General features: G+C 40.5%; 4 protein-coding genes. 2 read left to right on the top strand and 2 right to left on the bottom strand.

The window, feature by feature from the left end; translation table 11 throughout:
• Positions 1-163: 163 nt before the first annotated feature.
• Complete coding sequence (locus tag QP953_RS09550) at positions 164-3535, top strand: AAA domain-containing protein (protein ID WP_309554813.1); 3372 nt, start codon at positions 164-166, stop codon at positions 3533-3535.
• A gap of 108 nt (positions 3536-3643) precedes the next feature.
• Entirely contained in the window at positions 3644-4309 is a 666-nt protein-coding gene (locus QP953_RS09545) for a hypothetical protein (RefSeq protein WP_309554812.1), read from the top strand.
• A 190-nt stretch (positions 4310-4499) separates the two neighbouring features.
• On the opposite strand, the gene QP953_RS09540 is transcribed toward QP953_RS09545, so the two are convergent.
• Positions 4500-5570: a PorP/SprF family type IX secretion system membrane protein gene (locus QP953_RS09540; RefSeq protein ID WP_052599873.1), complete on the bottom strand. Its 1071-nt coding sequence runs from the start codon at positions 5568-5570 to the stop codon at positions 4500-4502.
• Between the two features lie 168 nt (positions 5571-5738).
• Complete coding sequence (locus QP953_RS09535) at positions 5739-26633, bottom strand: gliding motility-associated C-terminal domain-containing protein (RefSeq protein WP_309554811.1); 20895 nt, start codon at positions 26631-26633, stop codon at positions 5739-5741.
• Positions 26634-26949 lie beyond the last annotated feature (316 nt).

Here is a 26949-nt window from a genome sequence, read left to right as displayed (position 1 = left end):
TGTTTTAATCCCTTATTTTTGCAAAAGTGTCTGATCTATGCTATTAAGTAATTGTTCAAACGTGTCCCCTAAAAAAGAACTATTTTTAGGATATATTTTTTTGACCATTTGCTTATTCTTTATTCAAGACATTCACTTACTTGCTTGACCAACCAACTTACTGATGAAAAATCCACAGTTAGCTAACTTACTTTTTAGAGAATTTGAAAAAATACATGCACTAAATACTTCTTATAATGATAAAATTGCCGCATTAGATCGTTTATTAACTTCCTTCTTTGTGGACATCACGAGAAGTAAAAATATTCCTTTCACAACCATGTTATCTCGCATTGCCTTTGCCTCTCATGAGCATCAAATTAGCAATGCCTTACAATGGCGTATTCATCAAGTTCGAAAAAAAAAGAAAGCAGTTCTGGCCAACAAAGCTAACTTTGCAGAAAACGATTATTTAACAAGTTTAAAAACGGCTACTTATGCTATTGCCGCATTTTGCCAAACGTCTGCCACTCCAACACTAAAAGCACTCGTTGATGATTTTGAAGATCGAACCGAACACAACAATCCTATTGAGCAAGTAGAGCGATTGGATGAATGTCGAGTCATGGTGGTTGATGCCGACCGCAAACAAGAATGGCTGATATGCAAGCCTTTTGCCCAACCTGATACGACCATCCATGTACAATATAATGTAACGGGACATAATGAGAATTTTAATTCTACTATTCATAGCATTCAACAAAACTTTCACAACCATGTTACATTGAATTTAATTGATGTTGTTATTAATTCAAAAGGCATTTATATTCCGCATGCTTTTGTCATCGAGCCAGATTATATGGTGGATGTCAGTAGTATATCAGAGTGCTTTCAGAACTTTGGAGCCGCAGCCGATTTGTATTTACTCAAAAAATTTCTCCCGTTTTCCTACTCCATCCCGTTGATGTTAGGAAATGTTGCCAACTTCTTTTTGGATGAGTTAATGACAGATCCGAATGCTACCTTTACAGATACTTTTCCAAAAGCTTTTGCGCTCAATCCATTAGCATTTGCCACGTTTACAGATGCTGAAATTTTGCAAATTTATAGAAAGAGTCAAAAACATTTTACCAATCTAAAAACTACGATAAAGGTTAAATTAAAAGAAAATAACATTACTCCTGAAGACTGTTATTTAGAGCCTTCTTTTTATTCTGAAAAATATGGCATCCAAGGTCGTTTGGATGTTTGGTACAAAGATTCTACCCCTAAATCTGATAAAACAGCGATTATAGAGTTAAAAAGTGGGAAACCCTTTGCCCCTAATCACTTGGGACTAAGCCACAATCACTATACTCAAACTAATTTATATGATTTGCTCGTTCGCTCTACTTTTGGCAAAAAGCTCAACTCTCCTACCTATATTTTATACTCAGGTATAGACCACGATCACCTAAAGCCTGCACCACCATTCAAATCACAACAATACGAAGCTATAAAAGTTAGAAATGATATTATTTCAATTGAAAAAAAATTAGCCGATTTAGATTTAGAAGACTTGGAAGATGTGTTCACCATCTTAGACCAGTTGGCACCAGAGCGTTTGCCTAGAGCCAAAGGATTTGTAGCAAGAGACTTGCAAAATTTTGCTCAAACAATTCATACCGCCTCTCCCCTTGAACGATTGTACTTTTTACATTTTATCAGCTTTACAGCAAGAGAGCACCAATTGGCAAAAACAGGAGAAGCAGGCAAAGAAAACCGCAATGGTTTAGCAGCTTTATGGTTGAGTGATTTAGAAGAAAAAAATGAGGCATTTGAAGTGCTAGGATTTCTCAAAATTCAAGAAGATAAATCTGGTGACGAACAACCGCTCATTCATTTTCAACGCACCAAGCAAACCAACCCGCTCGCCAATTTTAGACAAGGAGATATTATTGTATTTTATCCATATCGTCAAGCGGGGCACAATGTTCTCAACGATCAAATTTTTAAAGGGTCTATCACCCATATCGACGAAGATACGGTCTGTGTTCAGTTGCGTTATCGTCAATTTAACCACAGTTTGTTTGAGGAAGATTTGTTTTGGCATATCGAGCATGATATGATGGACAGCAGTTTCAAAGTTCAATACCGTGCTTTGTACAGTTTTCTAAAAACGAAGTCTTATAATAGAAATTTGCTATTAACCCTTACACCACCTCAAGAAGTAGCTGTCAAGCCATTGCGGCTCGGCAACCCACAGTTGAGTGTAGAGCAAAGAAAGGTTTTACACAAAGCCATTGCAGCCAAAGATTATTTTTTGCTAGTTGGACCTCCTGGCACAGGGAAAACGAAGTTTATGCTGGCGGAAATGGTGCGTTATTTATTGACAAATACCCAAGAACAAATTCTATTATTAGCGTATACCAATCGAGCTGTTGATGAAATTTGTGAGGCTATTCATGACTTTGCAGAGGAGGACTACCTCCGTATTGGCTCCAAATACTCGACACATCCACATTTTCATGGTCGATTATTTTCAGAGCAAACGAAAGATATTAGTAAACGAAAAGATTTAGTGCAAAAAATTGTTTCTCATCGAATTTTTGTCTCTACCGTAGCCTCTATTGCAAGCAAAGCAAGCTTGCTACAGTTAAAGCAATTTGATACTGCAATTATTGATGAGGCCTCTCAAATTCTAGAACCAATGTTGATTGGTATGCTTCCCTATTTCAAACGTTTTGTGCTAATTGGTGATCACAAGCAATTGCCTGCGGTTGTCTTGCAAGAAAAAACGCGTTCGGCAGTAGACAATAAAGCTTTGAACGAAATTGGTCTATACAATAGGCGCAACTCATTATTTGAAAGATTGTATAATCAAGCTGAAAAAAATAAGTGGACTTGGGCATTTGATCAACTGCACCACCAAGGACGTATGCACGAGGATATTTGCCGTTTTCCAAGCAAATATTTTTATAATAATGAACTTAAATTACTACCTGAAGAACTTCCTATTAGTGTTTGGCAAAAGGAGACCTTAAACTATCAGTTGCCCCCTAATTCAAGCGAACTAGAACAACTCTTAACTCGCAACAGAATGTTATTTTTTAACAGCACCATTAACCGCTTTAGAAACCCTAAAACGAATTTGGATGAAGCCCAAATGGTTGGCAAGATTATTAACAGTTTTAATGCTATTTACAAAGCCAATAATCAAACACTCAAGCCTGAAGATGTTGGAGTCATTACACCTTTTAGAGCGCAAATTGCCCAGATAAGAAGTGTTTTAACTCAATATGGGCAAGATTATGAAAATTGTACCATTGATACGGTCGAACGTTATCAAGGCGGTGCTCGAGAAATTATTATCATCTCACTTTGTCTCAATGATGCCTACCAACTAGAAAGCGTCATCTCCTTATCTGATGACGAGGTTGTAGATCGAAAGCTAAATGTTGCCCTCACAAGAGCCCGCAGGCATTTAATTTTAATTGGAAACGAGCACCTAATGCGTTTAGATAAGCGTTATGCTGCCTTAATTGACTGGATACAAGAACGATGCGTCAATCCTTAATATTTATTAATAATAGTACTTAGCTGCGCAAGCTCACGACCGTCAGGAGCAATAAAGTTAATTAAAAGCAAAGCACTCACGAAGTGAACTAATATTAAACTAACATATATGCACGATTCCGATTCTGTCCCCCAAGCCTCCTATCTCATTTTATATACGTTTATTACTTTCATAATAATCTTAGTTGCTGGAAGTATTTTAAATTGTTTGCTGATGCTGACTTGGCTGGCAAAACAAGAAGAATGGAGCAATACTCAAATTGCTAATACTACTGTAATAATCGTCTTATTTTCCGTTTTTTCTTATATGATAATTGCTATACAATATAGTGTATCGAGAACCTATAGTTGGCTGTATAATAAATTGCTAAAAAAATGGATTCCCTCACTTGCTGAATTATTAACAGAATTAGTATGGGAGAAAAAAAAGCAGCTTCAATACGAAATTGCAGGTAATTTAAAACAAGCCGCCAAAGAAAGTGATTGCATCGAAGACAAGGCTTTTTATTGGCTCAATGCCCAAATACACACGTTACCAACTCCTCTAGCTAAAATTGTTGCCTTTTTTCTGAAGCTTACTCCTATCAAAGATTGGGTTTTGTTCCTTGATACGAATTGGATGAAAAACACCACTACTCCCAAAGAACTAACCCAACAGTTAACCTTAAAAATAGATCGCTTTATGCAAACAATTCCTACCAAAGCTTTTCCGTTCTGGACGAAGCTTTTACTGCCTATTAATCTTCTACTTATTCTATTTTTTATTTTGTCTTAGGCAATATAGTTTTTCACAAAAAATACACGAAGTACTGAGGCAATTCCTATGCGATGTCCCTACAAAAAAGAACGCCTTTCGAAAATTCGAAAGGCGTTCTTTTTTGTAATAAGTAAGTGGTCAGAAAAAATAAGAACAAAAAATGGGATTATTTTTTTTGAACGATTACTTAAGATTTATATTTCAACTATTAGAAAGTAGGACATCCCAAACGACGACCTCTGCTATTACAAAGTGTGTAAACATAAGAAAATTCAAATGCACCATTTCCATTTGTTGCAGCTGCCAATTTAGATACATTAATATCATAACTCAACCCAATATGAGAGCCTCCAAAACGCAAACGCAACAAAGCAACAATCGCATCTACACCAAAAGTTCCTTGATCTGTGTTTACCTGTGCTTGATTGGCACCACGAACATATGCCCCTATTGTAAATGCTTGGCTAGATTGCGATTTTTTACTGAAATCAAATTTCACTCCTGTACCAATATTCATTTGTGTAGAAGGACCTTGAACCATTACAGCAAAGTTAGGTACAATTGCCAAACGGCGAGCAATACGAGCTTCTGCCCCACCATGAATAGTGAATCTTGTGAAAAGAGGTTCTGAACCTGGATTCATAAATGACAAATTTGCTTTTGTCAAATGTTGGAATCCAATTCCTGCATAAACATTGCTCTTATTATCTTTATCTAAAGCACTAAACCATAAAAGACCTGCACTGACATCTGCCACAGCTAAAGTACTATTAAAAATACTCTCATTGTCTGGCAAAGAACCATTAAAACTAGTTCCATCCCAATTAGTTCCCCAACGCAATTGATCAATACGAATACTGCGTTGTACAAAGCCTACTTGACCTCCAGCTACTAAGAAGTGCTCATTTGAACGTCTTCCGCCAATCTTTTTCAAATAAGAACCAGATAAGCTAGCCTGTACCGCAGTAAATGCAGATGCCCCCGCTCTATCGACCCATACGGACAATCCAGCCCCTACAAAATCTTTGTTTCCTGCTTCAAATTTTCCTTCCACCCCAAGACCAAAAGTATTAAAAGCATTGTCACCCATCACACTTGCCCACTGATTTCTATAAATAGCAGACACACGCATTTGGCAACTCATCACCCCTGTCGTAGCAGGATTTAAGGTCAGGTTTGACACGTAAAACTGTGAGAAGTGGATGTCTTGCGCTTGCGCAGAGTTAAGATTAGCAACAAGTGCTATAATAATAAATGTAAAAAATTTCCCTAATTTCATAATCTTTAGATTTTGATTCTTCTCCTTTTGGGAAGGCAGGTTTGGTATCAACCTGCAATTTATTTTGATTTACTTACTGCTCAATTCAAGACTGAGCCTTACTTTATATAAACTTGATTTTTTAATAGAATAAGGAGCCGCCAAAACTTCGGCAGCTCCTATTTATTATTATTTGATCAAAGTTACGTCACCTTTACGGATTACTGTCTCACCGTTGGTTAGCTCAACCTCAGCAAAGTAAACAAATACTGCTGGATTCATTGCTTTTCCTCTAAATGTACCATCCCATCCGTGGTTAGGATCAATACTATTTGGTGCGAAGTCCTCTCCGATATGAACTAATTCACCCCATCTATCAAATACCATGAATGATTTAACTCTCTTCACATCGCTTGAACCATACACCGTAAAGATATCGTTTGTACCGTCACCGTTTGGTGAGAAGGCATTTGGAACGAATACTGTTTGTTGTTGATTCACTTCAATGGTTACAATTGAGCTGTCTCCACATCCATTATTCAATGATAAAACAAATTGCATATCTGTAAAGAAGGTATCAGGAGTAAATCCTTCAAGAGAGCTAGCTCCTGTAGAGACAATACTCATAATTCCTGTATTCGGATCTAATTGAGACCATGTTACTAATGAACTATCAATTCCTGAATTGTTAACTGTTCCATAAAGCGTTACAGTTTCTCCCATGTTGATGGTTTGATCCATAAACGCAGTTACAATATAGTCTATTGTATCACGGATAATAATATTCTCCGTAGAATCAATACATCCATTGGCATCCTGTGTATAAACGGTGTACATACCTGCTGGTAAACCTTGTGATAAGATTGCATCAGAACCATAAGGTCCAATTGCTGCAAAAGAGTACAAATATGGTGCTGTTCCACCAACAACTGAATCAATTGTTATTACTCCATTGCTACTATCTGCACAAGTTACTGTACTACCTGAATAAGCTCCCGTTACTGGTTGTGATGGTTGAGATACAAATACGGTATCTGAACTCATACATCCTGCAGTATCTGTAATAGTTACAATGTATGGCATAGAATCTAAGCCCATTGTGCTCAAATCATTAGCAAAGTTTGTTGTAGCACCATTATTCCATAAGAAGGTTACTACACTAGTATCTCTACCCACAACTGTTGCCGTTGCCGCTCCATCATTGCCACCAAAGCAGCTTACATCTTGTACTAAGCTAGCATTCACTGTCAATGAATCAGGTCCAATGATGTATGCAGGGAATGTATCCACACAAGGACTAGCATCGGTTACAATTACATAGTAAGTGAACAAAGTATCTAAGATTCCGTCTCCGTCTACATCTGACACGTTACCTGCTAAGTTTGTAGCTGTTTGGTTTGTGTTAAAGATGATTCCAGGTACATTACTAGAATACCATTGGTAAGTAAATCCTCCTGCTGAACTTGTAGCAAATGCTGTTGCAGTACCATCTGCATAGCCGTCACAAGTTTCATTGGTAGTTGTAGTGAATCCAGAGATATCGCTATTGCTACCCAAATCAACTGTTTCTACATCAATACAAGCTGTATTATTAGTGTCTCTTACAACAATTTGGTAACTACCACTTGCCAAGTTACTGAAAGTAATTGGGTTCGTTCCTCTAGTGAAAGTAGTACCTCCGTCTAAAGAGAACTCGTATGCTCCCAATACACCGTCCAGTACAGAAGGACCTCCAGTAGCTGTCAATGTAATTACTCCTGTAGAATCTCCACATGTTGCTGGCGTTACGCTTGTTGCCGTTACCACAATTGGCGCTGGTGCCAATACTGTAGTACTAGCGGTTTGCGTACATCCTGCCGCATCCAAGACTGTCATAGTGTATGTTCCTGCAGGTACATTGAATAAAGTATCTACTGCGGTAATTGATCCAGAAGGACCAGTCCAAGATACGGTGTATCCAAATCCTGTTGTAAATGGTGTTCCACCTGTTACTGTTGCTACAACCTGTCCATCAACTAAGTCAGAACAAGAAATGTTAACAGAATCTAAGTCAATTGTAATTGGGTTTGCATCTATAATAGTTACAGATAGTGTATCCCCACATCCATTTTGATCGATTGCATAAACATCATACGTTCCAGCAGGCAAGTTCGTAAAGATACCTGTTGTATTCGTTCCTGCTGCCACAAAGCTTGTACTGTATGTGTAACCAGGAGTTCCTCCTGTTGCTGTTACTTGAACAGCACCCGTTGCTGTTCCATTACATCCAACATTAATTACGGTATCTGTTGCTAGCGTTACAGCTGTTGGCTCTGTTATTACTACTGAGACAACTTCAGTACAGTTAGAAACTGTATCTGTAATCGTTACAAAGTAAGTACCTGCTCCTAATCCTGTAACCGTACTAGTTGTTTGGTTACCTGCTGCAGCATCCCATTGATAAGTAAAGAAGATACCTCCAACAGTACCACCAGTAGCCGTGACAGTTGCCGTTGCATCAGTAGCACCATTACAACTGATTTGTTGCCCATTATATGGTGTTAGTACATTTACATTTGGTACGATTGGCGCACCTTGACCAACAGTTACTGTTTGTTGAACTGGTCCACAACCGTTGGTATCTTGTACGTAAATTGTATAAGTACCAGCTGTCAAGTTAGACCATGTACTGTCTGTTCCAAACACGCTAGGAATTCCAGATCCTGTGCTATCTATTGCATAAGTATATGCTCCCGTTCCTCCAGAAGGAATAGCAGAAACGCTACCTCCATTAGCACCAGTACATCCTGCAGAATCAGTTGTTGCAGTCATTGTTAATGGTGTTGGTTGTGTCAATGTCAAGCAAGTATCAACGGCACAGCCATTGGCATCTGTTACTGTCACACAATAAGTTCCAGCTCTCAATCCTGTTGCAGTTGCTGTTGTTTGAGCACCTGTATTAACATCCCACAAGTAGCTAATTGGAGTTGTTCCTCCTGTGTGAACTACTGTTAACTCTCCATCTGCTGCACCAAAGCAAGAGATATCAAATCCATTGTAGTCGCTAGTTACACCACTTGTTGGCAAAATAGTAACGGATGCTGGCTCATAGATTAATGTGTCTAGAACTGCTGTACATCCATTTGCATCTGTAATTGTCACAGAGTAAGAAGTACCTGTCAAAGAACCTGCAAGATTGGTGAAGACACCATTGGTTACTGGTCCTGCACCGATATCATAAGTATATGATCCTGCGCCTGTTCCTGAAGTTGCTGTTACAACGATAACTCCATCGTCATTACCTGCACAAGTTTCAGGTGTTACTTGAGTAAATACTCCTGCCAATTCTGTTGGCTCTGTCAAAACAACAGAATCAACTGCTGTACATCCATTAATATCGGTTACAGTTACTGTGTATACTGTATTAGCACACAGACCTGTAATTGTATCTGTTGTTGCACCACCTAAAGACCACTGGTAAGTATAAGTACCTGCTGTACTTGGTGTACCTCCAGTTGGTGTTGCTACTGCAGAACCATCACACTCACCAAAGCAAGAAACATTAAATTGAATGTTTGATCCTGCTGGGTAGAATGAAGTGACAGCTGCATTGGCAACTACTGGTGTAGGTTGTACTAAAATTACTGTTCGACTAGTAATACATCCTTGAGCATCTCTTACGTATACCGTATAACCTCCCGCACACAAGCCAGAGAAAATACCTGACAATTGATAGTTGACACCATCAATAGAGAACTCGTATCCAGGAGTGCCATCTACTGCACTCAACTCAATCACACCATCACATTGTCCCGTACAAGTTGGATTACGTAGTGTATCTACGGTTAAGATCAACTCTGCTGGTTGTGTGATAATTTGGTTGGTCATCGAGAAGATACATCCATTAGCATCTTGAATATCGATGGTGTAGTTTTGTGCCGCTAATCCTGTAAAGATTCTAGTCGTATCGAAAGAACCACCATTAAAGCTGTATAAGTATGGTGCTGTTCCGCCCACTCCTGTTACAGCAATAATTCCGTCTGCTCCACCAAAGCAACTTACCATAATCAAGCTATCTGCCAAGCCTTGCAATTGAGTAGGCTCATTGATACGGATACAAGTTGTTGTTTCACATCCATTCGCATCTCTAACGATCACACAGTATCCAGCTCCAATCATATTCGCTGGCAAATTCGTGTATTGTACTGTATTGGTAAAGGTAGCCCCTCCATCAAATGAGTACAAGTATGGTCCAACTCCTCCGCTAGCAGCTACTGTAAATGATCCTGTAGGTTGACCGAAACAAGCAACATGTACTGTATCGACAACATTTAGAATCAAGCTATCTGCTGGGGTTACCACAACACTATCTATCGCAACACAACCTAAAGTATCGGTTACGGTAACATAGTAAGTACCTCCCATCAAGCCAGTTGCTACTTGTGTTGTTTGAACTGGTGTTGTTGACCACTGGTAACTGTAAGCTGCTTGACCTCCTGTTACATTTACTCTAGCCGCACCATCTGCACTGCTAAAGCAGCTTGTGTGTGCACCATTGTAGTTTGAAGTAACTAAGGTTACTGTTTGCAGCTGTGTATTTTGAGTTATAGTAACACATTCTATGATACTACAACCATTCGTATCTCTAACTGTGATGCAGTATGTTCCCGCTGTCAAGTCTGTAAATAGACCTGTAAAGTTCGTTTCTGCACCTAATGTATAAGTATATACTGGCGTACCTCCGTTTGCTGTCATTTGGATAGATCCTGTAGAATCTCCAAAACAGTTCACATTTACTTGCGTGCTTGTTGCTGTCAATGGTTGTGGTTCTACAAGAACTACTGTATCTACAGCCACACATCCATTTTGATCAGTGATGCTTACAGTATGTGTTCCTGCACACAAACCAGTTGCTGTAAAGGTTGTTTGACCGCCTGCACTTGAACTCCATAAGAAGTTGTAAGTGCTTCCTGGGTTACCACCTACACCTACAGCAGTAGCCGCTCCATCACAAGCACCTGCACAACTAATTACCGATCCATTTTGGTAAGAAGAAGTTACGGTTGCTGTTGCAATCAATTGTGGTGGAGAAGAAATAATAAAGGAAACTGGAACCGTACATCCATTAGCATCTGTGATAGATGCAGTATAAGGTCCTGCTACCAAATTATTAACTGTTGCTGATGTATTTACAGTCGTCACAGAGTTTCCTCCTGCACTATAAGTATAAGGAGCTGTTCCTCCTGTTACTGTAAAGGTTGCTGAACCTGTAGAATCTCCAAAGCATAATGCATCTACAGTATTTGTCAACGATGCTGTCAATTGAGCAGGGTTGTTGATCGTTACTACAGCAGATGCTGTACATCCTAATGAATCTGTAATCAATACAGAGTAAGTACCTGCACACATTCCTGTTACAGTCTGTGTTGTTTGTGTTGTTCCTGACCAACTGTACGTGTAAGGCGCTGTTCCTCCACTAGGTGTTGCCGTCAAAATACCATCACAAGCTCCAAAGCAACTTACATCTTGTCCATTGTAATTTGATGTTACACTAACTGTTGTTGTTGGTAATGTCGCTGGCTCTGTAATTGTTACGCCAACAGTAGTTGCACAGAAGTTCAAGTCAGTAACTGTTACAGTATAAGTACCCACAGGTAAGTTACAGAACAATCCGTTGTTTGCTTGAGTGACACCAGGTTGGATAGCGTAAGTATATCCAGGTGTTCCTCCTAATGCTCCAACCTCAACACAAGCATCTGCACCACCAGTACAAGAAACATTGTTTTGAGTAACAATTCCAGCTGTCAATACAGCAGGATCTGTCACTACTACAGAATCTACAACGGTACATCCACCGTTATCTGTCACTGTTACAGCATAAGTTCCTGCACATAAGTTTGCAATAGAATCTACTGTTGCACCTGTAGACCAAGTAATGTTGTATCCTGGGATACCTCCAGTTACTTGAACTTGTGCTGCTCCATCACACGCTGCATTACAAGAAATATCTTGACCATTGTAATTCGATGTAACAACTGGGTTTACTAATAATACATTTGCTGGTTGAGCAATTGTCACAGTAGTCACACCAGTACAGCCATTGTTATCTGTTACAGTAACACTAATTGGAACACCACCAGGCAAGTTCGTAGCTGTCGCTGTTGTTTGGTTGCCTGCATTTGCATCCCACAAGTACGTATATCCAGCGATAGAAGTAGTTCCTCCACTACCAGTTACTGTAGCTTGTCCATCAGAACCACCACCGCAACTTACACTTACTGTAGAAGAGATAGTTGCTACGACTGTAGAAGGTTCTGTGATTGTCACTGTAGCTGTGTTAGAACATCCACCGTTATCACTAATCGTTACAGTATAAGTACCAGCACATAAGTTGAATGCTGTATCTGTTGTTTGGTTGCCTGCATTTGCATCCCACAAGTACGTGTATCCAGTTGTTACTGTTCCACCTGCTCCTGTTGCTGTTGCAGTTCCATCACAAGCACCGTTACAACTTACATCTTGACCATTAAAGTTAGATGTTACAGTTGCAGTAGCAGAAACTCCCAATAAAGGCTCTGTGATAGTAACAGAGGTTACATTCGTACATCCATTATTATCGGTAACCGTTACTGTATGAGTTCCAGCACACAAGTTCGTCGCTGTTGCTGTTGTTTGACTACCTGCAGTCGCGCTCCACAAGAAGGTATATCCAGTTGTTACTGTTCCACCTGCTCCCGAAACGGTTGCAGAACCATCGCATTGACCATTACATGTTGCATTGGTAGATGCTGTAATTGATGCTGTAACTGGAGTTGGTTCTGTTAATACGACTGTATCTGTTGCCGTACAACCTAAAGAATCCGTTACAATAACAATTACTTGTCCAGCACTAGCATTTGTGATAGTATCACCAGTTCCTGCTCCTAATGTAGACCAAGCATAAGTATAAGGCATTGTTCCTCCTGATGGTGTTGCAAATACAATCCCATCATTAGCACCATTACAGCTTACATTTTGACCATTGTAGTTAGAAGCAATTGTTGCTGTTGTTGTTAATAAAGTAGGCTCTGTAATGTTGACACAAGTTGTTACTTGACAACCATTAGCATCCGTTACCGTTACACAGTAAGGACCTGCTGCTAAGCCTGTTGCAGTTGCAGTTGTTTGATTAGCAGCATTGGCATCCCATGTATAAGTATAGGTACCAGTACCGCCTGTTGGAACTACAGTTGCAGTACCATTAGAACCACCGTTACAACTTACATTCGTTTGTGTACTAGATGCTGTTAATGGAGTTGGATCAACTAAGTTGAAACATGCTGTATCAACACATCCATTAGCATCTGTTACAATTACACAATGAGGGTTACCAGCAGCAGACAAGCCTGTTGCTACATTTGTAACAGAAGGATTAGAAACCCAAGCAAAAGAATAAGTACCTGCTCCGCTTCCTCCTGTTGCTGTTGCTGTCAACTCACCATCTGATGCACCTGCACAAGATATTTGTTGACCGTTATAATTAGACGTTGCAGTAATTGTTGCAGCCAATCCATTTGATGGCTCTGTAATAATTACAGTTGTTACTGCTGTACATCCATTATCATCTGTTATAGTTACATTGTAAGAACCTGCACACAAGTTAATTGCAGTTGCAGTTGTTTGGTTTCCTGCATTTGCATCCCACAATACATTGTAAGTACCATTTTCAGTTCCTCCTGCTCCACTCACAGTAGCTGTTCCTGTACATTCACCAAAACAAGCTACATTATTGGTAGCAGAAATCGTTGCCGTAATTACAGAAGGCTCTGTTACTGTGATACAAGCGATATCTGAACATCCATTGGCATCCGTTACCGTTACACAATGTTGTCCTGCTCCTACTCCTGTCAACGTATCATTAGTACTTCCATTTGACCACAAGTAAGTGTAAGGAGTCGTTCCACCTGATAAAGTTACACCAACAATGGCATCAGAAGAACCGTTACAGCTTACTTGAGCACCATTGTAGTTAGATAGTACAACCAAAGCAGTATTAACTGAGGTCGCTGGTTCTGTAACAATTGCTGAAGCAGTTGTTGTACATCCATTACCATCTGTTACCGTTACAGTATAAGGACTTAATGCCGCAGATAAACCAGTAGCTGTTGCTGTTGTTTGGTTGCCTGCATTCGCATCCCACAAATAAGTGTATCCATTTGTACCAGGAGTACCTCCATTAGCTGTTACAGTAGCTGTTCCTGTTGCGGCACCTCTACAATCAGCAGGTGTTGTTGTTACACTAGCCGTTACTGGTGTAGGTTCTAGTAAAGTGACACAAGCAGTATCCATACATCCTAAAGAATCGGTTACGATTGCACAGTATGTACCATCTGGTAAACCTGTTATAGTTGCAGTCGTTGGGCCATGATTCCATGCGATGCTGTAAGGTGCTGTACCACCAATTATGTTCAATTGAGCAGCTCCAGAAGAATCTCCAAAGCACGCTACGTTATTTGTTATTGTTGCCCCAGCCACTAATGTAGCGGATGGTTGATTAATGATTGCAATTGCTTGAGAAGTACATCCATTAGCATCTGTCACTGTTACAATATAAGATCCAGCAGCCAAATTTGTAGCTGTTGCTGTTGTTTGACTTCCAGCGGCAGCTTCCCACAAATAAGTATAGCCTCCTGTACCACCTGTTGCCGTTACAGTTGCACTTCCTGTACTATCACCTAAACAAGCTACATCATTTGTAGTTGTAATTGTGGCGGTAACTTGACTTGGATTTGTAATTGTCACACAAGCAATATCACTACAACCATTATCATCAGAAACAGTTACACAGTAAACGCCAGCAGGTACACTATCTAATGTACTATTAATAGTACCGTTTGTCCATACATAAGTATAAACGCCAGCAACAGCAGTTGTTCCTCCTGAAGCAGTTGCAGTAGCTTGTCCATCGCTAGATCCAACACAAGATACTTGAGCACCGTTGTAGTTAGATGTTACAATTGCACTAGCTACAACTGAAGTTGCAGGTTCAGAAATAGTTACATTAAATGTAGCAATACATCCATTAGCATCTGTTGCGCTAACTTCGTAAACACCAATACATAAACCTGTTGCAGTTGCTGTTGTTTGACTTCCAGCAGCGGCATCCCATTGATAAGTATATCCAGGAATTCCTCCTGATGCTACTACTGTAGCAGTACCATCGCATCCACCATTACAAGAAGCATCAGTAGTAGATACTAAGCTAACGGTTACTTGAGTAGGTTGTGATAACGTTACGCAGGCTGTATCCATACATCCTAGAGAATCAGTTACTGTGATACAGTAAGTTCCGTCAGATAAGTTATTTACAGCTAATGTTGTTGGACCATGACCCCAGATTTGGGTATATGGTGCTGTTCCTCCTGAAATAGTTGCTAAAGCAGAACCAGAAGAATCACCAAAACATTGTAGAGGTGTTCCACCTCCATAACTAGAAGTAATAACTGCATCTACATCTATTGGACCAGAAGGTTGTCCCACTACTACAACAGCAGCACCTTGACATCCATTGGCATCTGTTACGGTTACCGTATAAGAATTTGCAGCCAAACCTACAGCTGTTGCTGTTGTTTGATTGCCAGCAGCGGCATCCCATAAGTAAGAGTAAGGAGCAACACCACCTGTTGCTGAAACAGTTGCAGCACCAGTAGAATCACCAAAACATGCTACATTAATAGTCGTATCTACAGTTGGTATAATCGCTGTTGGCTCTGTTAATGTGACACAAGCAGAATCAATACATCCATTAGCATCTGTTACAGTTACACAGTATAAAATATTAGCCCCTAAACCTGTTGCAACTGCCGTCGTTTGACCTGAAGCAGCACCATTCCATTGGAAAGTATAGCCAGAACCAGGAGTTCCTCCTACTGCTGACGCAGTTGCTTCTCCATCAAAGGCATTATTACAACTTACGTCCTGACCATTATAGTTTGAACTAACAATCGCCGTTGCTTGAACCGCTGTATTAGGTTCAGAAATAGATACTGTAGCAACTCCTACACATCCATTCACATCAGAAATAGTTACTCCATATAAACCTGTACATAAGTTTGTAGCTGTTGCAGTCGTTTGATTTCCTGCATTAGCATCCCACAAGTAAGTATAAGCACTTCCTGTTCCTCCTGAACCAGCTACGGTTGCAGTACCTGTACATTCTCCTAAACAAGCTACATTTGTTGTTGCAGTTATTGTTGCTACAACTGGTGTAGGCTCTGCGATTGTTACACAAGCAGTATCTGTACAACCAAAGTCATCGGTTACAGTTACACAGAATGTACCATCTGGCAATCCTACTGCTGTATCACTTGTTTGAGAAGTAATTGTCCATGCATATTGATAATCTACAGCTGCCGTACCACCTGTTGCCATAGCCACTGCTACTCCTGAAGAATCACCAAAGCATTCTATTTGTGAACCATTATAATTTGAAATTACGTTCGCTGTTACATCTACTGCTGTTGCAGGTTGACTTAATGTTACACAAAGTGAATCTCTACATCCACTAGCATCGGTTACGATAACACAATATGTTCCCGCTCCTAAGCCTGCTACAGTAGTTGTTGTTCTGTTACCAGCAGCAGCATCCCACAAGAAAGTATATCCGCCAGCTCCACCTGTTGCTGCTACAGTAATTTCTCCTGTAGAATCTCCTCTACAAACTACGTCTACAACAGCTGTTGCCGTCACAGTTATTGCAGAAGGTTCTGTCAATGTTACACAAGTTGTTGCTGTACAACCCAAAGAATCAGTTACAGTTACACAGTATACACCTGCTGATAAACCTGTTACAGTATCGGTTGTTGCACCGCCTGTATTCGCTCCCCAAGTGTAGTTAAGTGTACCAGATCCTCCTGTTGCTGTTGCTTGTATAGAACCATTGCTCTCACCAGCACAAGCTACTGGAGTAACTTCTGAACCGCTTACTGTTAAAAGATTGGGTTGTGTTAATGTTACACAAGTTGTCGCTGTACAACCGTTATCATCTGTTACAGTTACACAGTACGAAGTATTAGCAGCTAAACCTGTTGCCGTTGCTGTTGTTTGATTTCCAGCATTTGCATCCCATAAGAAAGTATAAGCCCCTAATACTGTTCCACCTCCACCAGTTACAGTTGCTGATCCTGTTGAATCACCAAAACAGCTTACATTATTAATATTAGTAATTGTTGCTGTTACTGGAGTTGGTTGAGTTATAGTTATACAAGTATCGATAGCACAACCCAAAGAATCTGTGATTGTCACACAATAAGTTCCTGCTGATAAACCTGTAATATTTCCTGTTGTTTGAGCTAAACCAGCCCAGTTAAAGTTATATCCTGCTACACCTGGTGTTCCTCCTGATGCCGTTACAGTTGCCTCGCCATCATTACCACCATTACAAGATACATTTGAATTAACGGTAGCATTGGCTACTAATATTGCGCTAGATGGTTGTGTAATTGTAGCACAAGTTGTTGCCAAACATCCGTTTGCATCGGTTACTGTTACACACTGAACTCCTGCAGGTAAATTTCCATTTAATGCAGTAGTAACACCATTGTCCCATACAAAACTGTAGTTTCCAACTACTGTACCTCCATTAGCATTTACAGTAGCCTGACCTGTTGAGTCTCCAAAACATGCTACATTAGTTTGACCATTTGCTATTGCTGCCGTCAATAAGGCTGGCTCGTTAACAGTTACTGTTGCTACTGCTGTACAGCCTAATGAATCTGTTACAGTTACAGTATAAGTACCTGCTCCTACAGTTAATGTATCATTAGTAGCTGTCGTATTCCAATTATATGTATAAGGATTTGATCCTGTAAATGGAGTACCGCCAGAACCTACAACACTAATTTCACCATCTGTTGCACCATTACAACTTACATCTTGTCCATTATAATTAGTGTTAACAGTTGCTCCTGCCGTTAATGTTGCTGTTGGTTGAGTTAATAGAATACTAGTAACTCCTGTACAGCCATTATCGTCTGTAACGGTTACTTGATATAGTGTATTGGCTGCTAAACCTGTTGCCGTTGCTGTTGTTTGACCATCAGACCACAAGAAGTCATAAGCACCCAATTCTGTTCCACCAGAACCTGTTACCGTTGCTGTTCCTGTTGAGTCTCCAAAACAAGATACATTCGTAGAGCCACTTATTGTCGCTACTACTGGTGTTGGTTCCGTCATTATTACACAGGTATCTGCTGTACAACCATTCGCATCCGTTACAGTCACACAGTATGTTCCTTCATCAATACCTGTGATAGAAGCTGTTGATGCTCCGTTATCCCAAGCAAAGCTGTAGGCTCCTGTTCCACCTGCTCCAAATGCTGTGATTCCTCCATCACTTCCTCCATTACAACTCACGGTAGAATCAATTACAACAGAAGCAAATGTTAAAGCAGCAGCTGGTTGATTGATTGTTACAGATGCTGTTGCTGTACAACTATTAGCATCTGTTACAGTAACTGTATGCGTACCATTTGGCAAATTGTTGTTCGTTGCCCCAGTACGTCCATCAGACCATAAATAGCTATATGCTCCTGTTCCACCACCAGCAGTTACAGTTGCACTACCTGTAGAATCTCCAAAACACAATACATTACTTTGAGCAGTAATTGTTGCTGTAAGTACAGGAGGATTAGCTAAAGTAACAGAAGCTGTATCTGTACAACCATTCGCATCCGTGATTGTCACAGTATAAGTTCCTGCTCCAATATTAGATAAGGTATCATTTGTTGTTGATCCCCAATCAAACATGTAAGCTCCTGTTCCACCTGCTCCTACCGCTGCAGCTGCACCATCCGTTGCACCAGCACAACTTACATCTTGACCATTGTAGTCAGAGATAATACTTGCTCCTACATTGACAGCACTTAATGGTTGAGTTAGTGTTATATTAGTAACTCCTGTACAGCCATTATCGTCTGTAACGGTTACTTGATATAGTGTGTTGGCTGCTAAACCTGTTGCCGTTGCTGTTGTTTGACCATCAGACCACAAGAAGTCATAAGCACCCAATTCTGTTCCACCTGAACCTGTTACCGTTGCTGTTCCTGTTGAGTCTCCAAAACAAGATACATTCGTAGAGCCACTTATTGTCGCTACTACTGGTGTTGGTTCCGTCATTATTACACAGGTATCTGCTGTACAACCATTCGCATCCGTTACGGTCACACAGTATGTTCCTTCATCAATACCTGTGATAGAAGCTGTTGATGCTCCATTATCCCAAGCAAAGCTGTAGGCTCCTGTTCCACCTGCTCCAAATGCTGTGATTCCTCCATCACTTCCTCCATTACAACTCACGGTAGAATCAATTACAATCGTAGCAAATGTTAAAGCTAAAGCAGGTTCATTGATTGTTACTGAAGTAGAAACCGTACAATTATTAGCATCTGTTACAGTAACAGTATGCGTACCATTTGGCAAATTGTTGTTCGTTGCTCCAGTACGTCCATCAGACCATAAGTAGCTATATACTCCTGTTCCACCACCAGCAGTTACGGTTGCACTACCTGTAGAATCTCCTTTACACAACACATCACTTTGAGCAGTAATTGTTGCTGTAAGCGCAGGAGGATTAGCTAAAGTAACAGAAGCCGTATCTGTACAACCTAGTGAATCGGTGATTGTAACCATATATGTTCCTGCTCCTACATTAGATAAGGTGTCGTTAGTTGTCAATCCCCAATCAAAAGTATATGATCCACTTCCGCCAGAACCTGTGGCTACTGCAGATCCATCAGATGCACCAACACAACTAATATCTTGACCATTGTAGTCAGAGATAACAGCTGTTCCTACATCTACTGCATTAGCAGGTTGACTTAAAGTTATATTAGTTACTGCTGGACAACCATTCGCATCAGATACCGTCACAGAATAAGACGTATTTGCTGCTAAGCCTGTTGCTGTTTGAGTTACTTGACCATCAGACCATTCAAAAGTATAGGCTGGTGCTGGAACATTAGGAGTTCCACCAGAACCTACAACTGTTGCGGTTCCTGTTGAGTCACCTGTACAATCAATATCTTGTGTTGCACTGATTGTTGCTGTTACGGCTGTTGGCTCTGTTAATGTTACACAACTTACAAAAGAACAACCTAATGAATCTGTAATCGTAACACAGTGTTGGCCAACAGCTAAGTTCATAGCTGAAGTATCAGTAGAACCATTTGTCCAAACATAAGTATAACCTGTTCCGTTCGGTTGATTTACTGTAAATGGCGTACCACCTGTTGCTACTACATGAATATCGCCATCACTTCCATTATTACAACTAATAGTTGTATCAATTGTGATCGCTCCAGAGACAGCAGCAGAAGGTTGTGTAATTGTTACACAAGTTACTACTGGACAATTATTCACATCTTCTACTGTAACACAGTGTACACCTGCAGATAGATTTGAATTTGTTGCACCTGTAGAACCATCCGTCCAAACATAAGTATAAGGACCTCCAGAACCACCTGTTCCATTCGCTGTAGCACTACCTGTTGCAGTACCAAAACAATTTACATTTGTTGTAGAAGTAATTGTAACAACTACTGGCGCTGGCGGAACAACATTCGTTGTATCTAATGCAGTACAACCATTGGCATCGGTTGCCGTTACAATGTACATTCCTGTATCAACACCATTTAATGTTTGACCAGCTCCTGCAGGACTCCAACCAAAGGTATATCCTCCAGTTCCACCTGAAGCATTAGCTGTAACACTACCATCACTAGCAGTTGGACAGCTTACTTGAGAACCATTAAAGTTGCTAATTACTGAAGCAATAACATTTACTTGACTTGGTTGAGATATTGTTACCGAAGCCGTACCAACACATAAACTATCATCTGAAACAGTCACGGTATAAGTTCCTGCAGCTAAATTAGTTGCTGTTGCCGTTGTTTGTGCAGGAGTTGTTGACCAAAGATAAGTATATGCTGTCCCTGCATTACCACCAGAACCAACCACTGTTGCCGTTCCAGTTGAATCGCCAAAACATAAAGCATCTGTAAAACCAGAAATTGTTGCTGTTACTGCACTTGGTTCTGTAATAGTTACACAATGTGTATTTTCACAGTTATTGGCATCGCTTACGGTTACACAATAAACACCTGCTGCCAATCCTGTAATTGTATCTGTTGTTGCTCCCGTAGCAGTACCACCATCCCAAATATAAGAGATAGCTCCTGTTCCACCTGCTCCTGTTGCAAAAGCAATTCCATCAGAAGCGCCCGCACAATTAGCGTTATCAATAACACCTGCACTTGAAGTCAATGCACTTCCTGGTTGAGGAATTGTTACACAAATTGAATCTGTACAACCATTCGCATCTGTCACAATAACACAGTATGGACCTCCAATAGTACTCAAACCAGTTGCGGTTGGTCCTGTTTGGTTACCTGTATTTAATCCCCATTGGAACGTATAAGGTCCTGTTCCTCCTGTACCTGCTGCTGTAGCTTGTCCAGTTGAATCTCCAAAACAAGTAACACTAATTGTACTTGCTATACTTGCTGTTACGGCAGATGGCTGTGTAAAGCTTATTGTGGTGCTATCCTCACAACCTAGAGAATCTCTCACCACAACAGTATAAGGGCTGCCTGCAACAGATCCACCTATTAACACAGCTCCCGTTTGACCATTTGACCAAGTATAAGTATATCCTGTAGTCCCAGGTGTGCCATTAGCACCTACTGCTGTTGCTTCTCCATTTGCTCCTCCAAAACATGAAATTGGAGTTGTAACAGAAGCATTTACATCTACTCCTGTTGCTGGTTGTGTAATCGTAGCACAAGAAACTGCGGTACAACCTAAAGAATCTGTAATTGTTACACAATAAGTTCCAGCAGGTAGGTTAGTTGCTGCTGCAGTAGTTTGGTTATTGGCATTAGCATCCCATAAGAAAGTATAAGGAGTTGTTCCTCCTGTACCACTTACAGTAGCAATACCTGTTGAGTCGCCATTACAACTTACATTACTTTGCGAAGAAATGGTAGAAGTTAGTAATGGTGGTTCCGTTACAAATATATCAGCAGTTGTAGTACAACCGAAAGTATTATCTGTAACTAAAACAGTATAAGCACCTGCATCCGCAGGGAAATTACATGCTGTATCTGATCCTGTAGTGAACGGTGTAATACCGCCTCCAGACCAGCTATACGTATATGAACCTGATCCTCCTGTAGCATTCACACCTATACAAGCTGTTCCTCCGTTACAAAGAATTGGAGAAGCAATATCAATTGCTGTTGTTAAAACTTGTTGTGCATCTAAGTTGATACAAAGAGTATTTGTACAGTTATTATCATCAACAACAGTTACACAATAAAACCCTGTATCAATTCCTGACAGAATCCCTGTTGATGTTGTTGTTCCATTAGACCAGATGTAAGTAATTAATCCAGTACCACCTTGACCTTCTATCTCAATTCTTCCTGTATCATTTTGACAAACAGGATGTGTCGTATCAATGATCGCAATCGTCAAAGGATCTGGTGTAGGTATATTAAACGTTATTTGAGATTGACAGCCATTGTTATCTGTTGCAGTAACAGTATAATCTCTTGGCGGCAATCCAGTCACTGTATAGTTGCTTGATGTTGGACTAACGATACCTGGAACTATTGTATCCCATACATAAGTATAAGGAGCGGTACCATTTAATGTTCCAATAGTTACAGTACCATCATTGGCGCCAGCACAAGTAACAGGGGTAATATTTGTTGCAAATACTCCTGGAACAGCCACTGCTGGTGCTACGAACACACAACCTGTATCTACACAACCAGTTACAGTATTTGTTACAGTAACACAATAAGTGCCTGCTGCTAGATTTACAATTGTACTTGTAGCAACACCATTTTCTGTCAATCCATTTGACCAAACAAAGTCATAGGTACCTGCTGCAGGTGTTGCAGTTGCAGTACCATCGTTGTTACAAACAACATCTGTAGAAGACATTGCAGGGTCTGGTAATGGGTTAACATTAACTGTATAACTCAATGATACAGGACAAGACAACCTTGTTTGTCCACCAGTTGTAACCAAAGAATAAACAGATGCCGTATACGTTGTTGTAGCTGTTGGGCTAACAAGTACACTGTCCTCTGATATAAATGCAAGATTAGATGTTGGAGACCATATTACAGTATCCGTTGCTGATAGACCTCCTATTGTTAATAATGCAGAATCTCCCAAACAAACTGTTTGATTTCCATTGCCAGTTACATTTGGTACTGGGTCTACATATAAATAAGCTGTATCTGTCGGTGTATCCCCACAACAATCTGTAATTAGGAATAACTCAATCATAAAGAATCCAGATACATTAAATTGTGTACTAGGTATATTTTGAACATTTCCAGGATTTGGAATTGCTCCATTAAATTCCCATCTGGTTGTATCTCCAAAAACTGAGCTTCCAAAAGTCGCAAAATCTCCCACACATAATTGGAAGGTATCAACACCTATAACATTGGCACTAGTGATAATGTTTGGTTTGAAAGCTTTGTCAAAGGCAATATTGTGGAAACCTCGATATTCTTCTAGGGCGTTTCCAGCAGCACCACCTGAAGCAGGACAACCGACACAAGTATTGTGAATAATGCTATAACGACCTACATTATTATATCGTGTTGTATCTGCATTGAATGTTCCTGTTGGAGGAACAGTATTTGAACCAACAGCATCAAATGTCCAGTTTGTTACCGTTGTATTTGGCAAACCAACAGGAATAATTTGAGGCAATGCAGTTGTATTTGGATGAGAAGCAACTCTCGAAGAATCCCAAAACATAACCTCTGCATTGGTACAGTTTGTATTTTCTACATAAATGATTTGTTGGTTGTATAATTCATAAGTTGAATCTTGTGCTACTGGAACGGTTCCGCCACCATCCCAAAAGATGTTAACAGCAATACCAGGTTGACCATTTCCACCAACACCACCAGAACCACCGGCACCACCAGCGCCACCAGCACCACCATTCTGAACTTCTGCTGCAGTTCCATTTCCTCCATTTCCACCAGCACCACCGTTTCCTCCGACACCACCAGCACCTCCGATACCACCAGCACCAGGATTACCTGCAGAAATATGACAATGCTCTATAAATCCATTAGCTCCATTTGAACACATATAGACTCCAAAAGAGCCACCACCACCGAAACCACCAGTTCCGCCTAGACCTCCGGCGCCACCGCCACCGCCACCGCCACCAGCGGCACCAGTACCATTCACACATCCACAAGGACCACCTTGGCCGCCACCGCCGCCGCCGCCGCCACCGCCAGATCCACCAGATCCAGACATACCAGTAGCACCTTGAGCACCTACAGTATAACGACAAGCAACTTGCAAACCAGGAGCACCATCTGCACCAGCACAACCCACAACTCCAGCAATACCAGGAGTACCAGGTTGACCAACATTCGGTGTACCATTATTAAAGGCGAGACCATCTCCTAAGGTATTTCTACCTCCTCCTAGTCCTCCAGAAGCAGCAGAACCTAGACCAGATCCTGTTGCAGAACAACCAGCAGGTGGGCTTAATGGAGTTCCTCCACGTCCAGATGAACCACCAGCAGCACCATCATCGGCATTACCACCTCGTCCACCACCACCACCGGCGCCACCATCGACAACACCAGCAGAAGCACTTGCTCCATCTGCTCCAACACCAAGTCCATTTCCAAGATCGGCATTACGACCACCGCCACCACCAAAGATCACGGCAAACGATCCACAACTATTTCCTCCAAAACCACCATTTCCTCCTTGGATATTATCACTTTGACCATTGGGTAGACCATCTTGTCCATTCGTACCAGGTTGGCCATCGGTTCCAGAACAACCTGTTGTTCCATTCGTACCATTGGTCGCATTTCCTGGTTCTATATTAACACGTGTAATATTATAATTAGATGCATTGTTCATAAAGATACCATAGGTAGAGGTTCCTGGAACAACAGCATCATCTGTTGTAATTGTTAAATCTTGTAAGCGGAAGTAACTAGAGCCAAAGACTTCTACAGCTGTTAGATGTCGATCTGCATTTAGAACACCTCCAGCATTGTTCCTTGTTCTATTAATAGTCGTCGCTCCAACTTCTGACGTTTTCAACCAAGCTTGATTTTCAATAAAACCACCTTCAACTGTTAGGTTACTAGTTATATTTAAAGCAGTATCTATATTATAGGTACCTGTTGCTAGTTTGATAACAGAATTATTACAAGCGGCACGTCTCAAAGCTTCTTGAATATTTACTGGATCAAATTGAGAACCAGACGCAGATGAGCTACCAGATGTAGAAACATAAATATTTCGACAAGCTGGCTCCGCTACAGAATCCCCAACTGTTATGGTAATAATCTCAGAAGAGCTACATCCTGTAAAAGGATTAGCTACCTCAACATTCCATTGATATGTACCAGGTGCATTGGGTATTGTAACTGGTGCCGTCGCTGTTGGACCAGTTACCGTATTGGGTACTGTTGCCGTTCCTAAAGGTGGCAACTCTGTAAACGTAAAGTTCATAGAGGGAGCATCCGTTGTTGCTGTCAATACTAAAGGAGCACCTCCACAAGCATTGATATTGTTAGGTGCTACAGCCAATGGCGGATCATCCTCTACCGTAACCGTTACTTGATCTGTTGATGTACAACCATCATTATATGTTAAAACAACAGAGTACGTTGTTGTAGATGGAGGACAAGCTACAGGATTTGGAATATTAGGGTCGGATAATCCTATTGTAGGTGACCAAGAGTAGCTAACTCCATTAGGAGAAGTTGTCGTAGCCGATAAAGGTGTACAATCGCCCAAACAAATGCTTGCATCTGGACCAGCATCTACAGGGTCGTTAGGATTTGAGATTACATTTATCGTATATGTAAATGTGTTGGAGCCGACCAAAGGACAAGCATCATCTTGTATGGTTACTGTAAATGTATGTGTCCCGATATCAAATACTGTTGGCGTCCAACAGAATGTACCTGTAATCTGATTTCCAGAAGGAACTCCTGGACCAGAAACAGTAAACGTACTATTAGGTATTGATTGGTCATAAGACATAGATAAAACATCTCCTGGATTTGGAGGATCTGACCCGACAATATCAAAGCACAATTGAGAACCAAAACAAGTTGACGTAGTAAAGTTAACACTTCCTTGACCAGAGTTATTCACTCCTGATAAGATTGGATTGGCATTATTACAGTTCAATACTTCAAATTGAATGTCTCGCATTGTCGATCCAATCAAGATACCATTTCGATACTCTTCAACCAAAACGCACAAAACACCTACGTGTAAAGACGTTGGTGTAAAAGCAATCGCTCCTGTCTGTGCATCAATCGTAACTGGGTCAGAAGGACCAAAAGGAGCCGTTCCAGAAAAACCAGGTTGATATGGAACTGGGTCATTTGCATTTTCCAAACAAGGCACTAAAGAGTAGTTTAATGAATCGCCATCGTAATCAATTGCTCCGTGGTTATAAAATACTTGTTGTCCAATACAAGTATAAGCCGCTGGAGGATTTAAGAAAATAGGCGAGTTATTACACGTTGCCGCATTGTTAAAAATATTCCGTGTCTCAGCATACATTGCTGGGCTACCTACCAAAGTAGTAATGGAATTGTTTCGACAACACAGTCGCCATGAAAATACGATATTAGAACAATCAAAAGGTATTGTAATGGTTGCCGTATAGGTGTGTTTTTCTACACCAAAGGATCCATTACCACCACCACAAGAAGATTGTTGCGTGCTACAGTTTGGGGTAATATCCTCTATACTCTGACGAGAGGAGCTCACCGATCCTGTACACGGGTTTCCCGTACTAATGGAAGTACCAGTATAACTTATGGTCTGATTATTAGGCAAACCGATACCATTACAATCCCGGTAGATGTTTAATGTCAGTGCATATTGCATCCCACTAGCCGTAGGACCCAGACAAACATAGGAAACATCTACCCCTTTTGCGTGGGTAGCATTTGCTTCTTGTGTCCCTAACAAGAAAATGCCTAACATCAGAAAGACGTTAAGCAACGGGACAAGTAATTGTTTACAACGTAACATAGGGTATGACTGTTTTGCGTGTAAGTATAAAATTTTTAACATATTTACTTTTCTACTCTGTGAATCATTCGGATAAAGTACGAGTTTTCTCCCAATGATGTATAGATAGTTTTTACAAAAGTTTAACTACTGGACATAATAGAATCCAAATATAAAGATAACGCACTCCAAAAATGATTTGTTGCCTTAAGGATTCTAGAAACTTGCTTTTTTTTTACTTTTACTAATAAAAAGGGACTCCTGAGACTTTGTTGGATATTTTTTTGTTGCTCAAAGTTTTCCTCTTTTTAGAATTGAAATCTTAACATTCCTTTAA

The sequence above is a fragment of the Aureispira sp. CCB-E genome, from assembly GCF_031326345.1.
GTDB lineage: Bacteria > Bacteroidota > Bacteroidia > Chitinophagales > Saprospiraceae > Aureispira.
Note: the sequence above shows the minus strand (reverse complement) of the source record. Positions and strands in the feature narration are given on the sequence as shown.

Coding starts and splice junctions, on each gene's coding strand:
- QP953_RS09550 (WP_309554813.1), top strand. CDS start 164: ATGAAAAATCCACAGTTAGCTAACTTACTTTTTAGAGAATTTGAAAAA.
- QP953_RS09535 (WP_309554811.1), bottom strand. CDS start 26,633: ATGTTACGTTGTAAACAATTACTTGTCCCGTTGCTTAACGTCTTTCTG.
- QP953_RS09540 (WP_052599873.1), bottom strand. CDS start 5,570: ATGAAATTAGGGAAATTTTTTACATTTATTATTATAGCACTTGTTGCT.
- QP953_RS09545 (WP_309554812.1), top strand. CDS start 3,644: ATGCACGATTCCGATTCTGTCCCCCAAGCCTCCTATCTCATTTTATAT.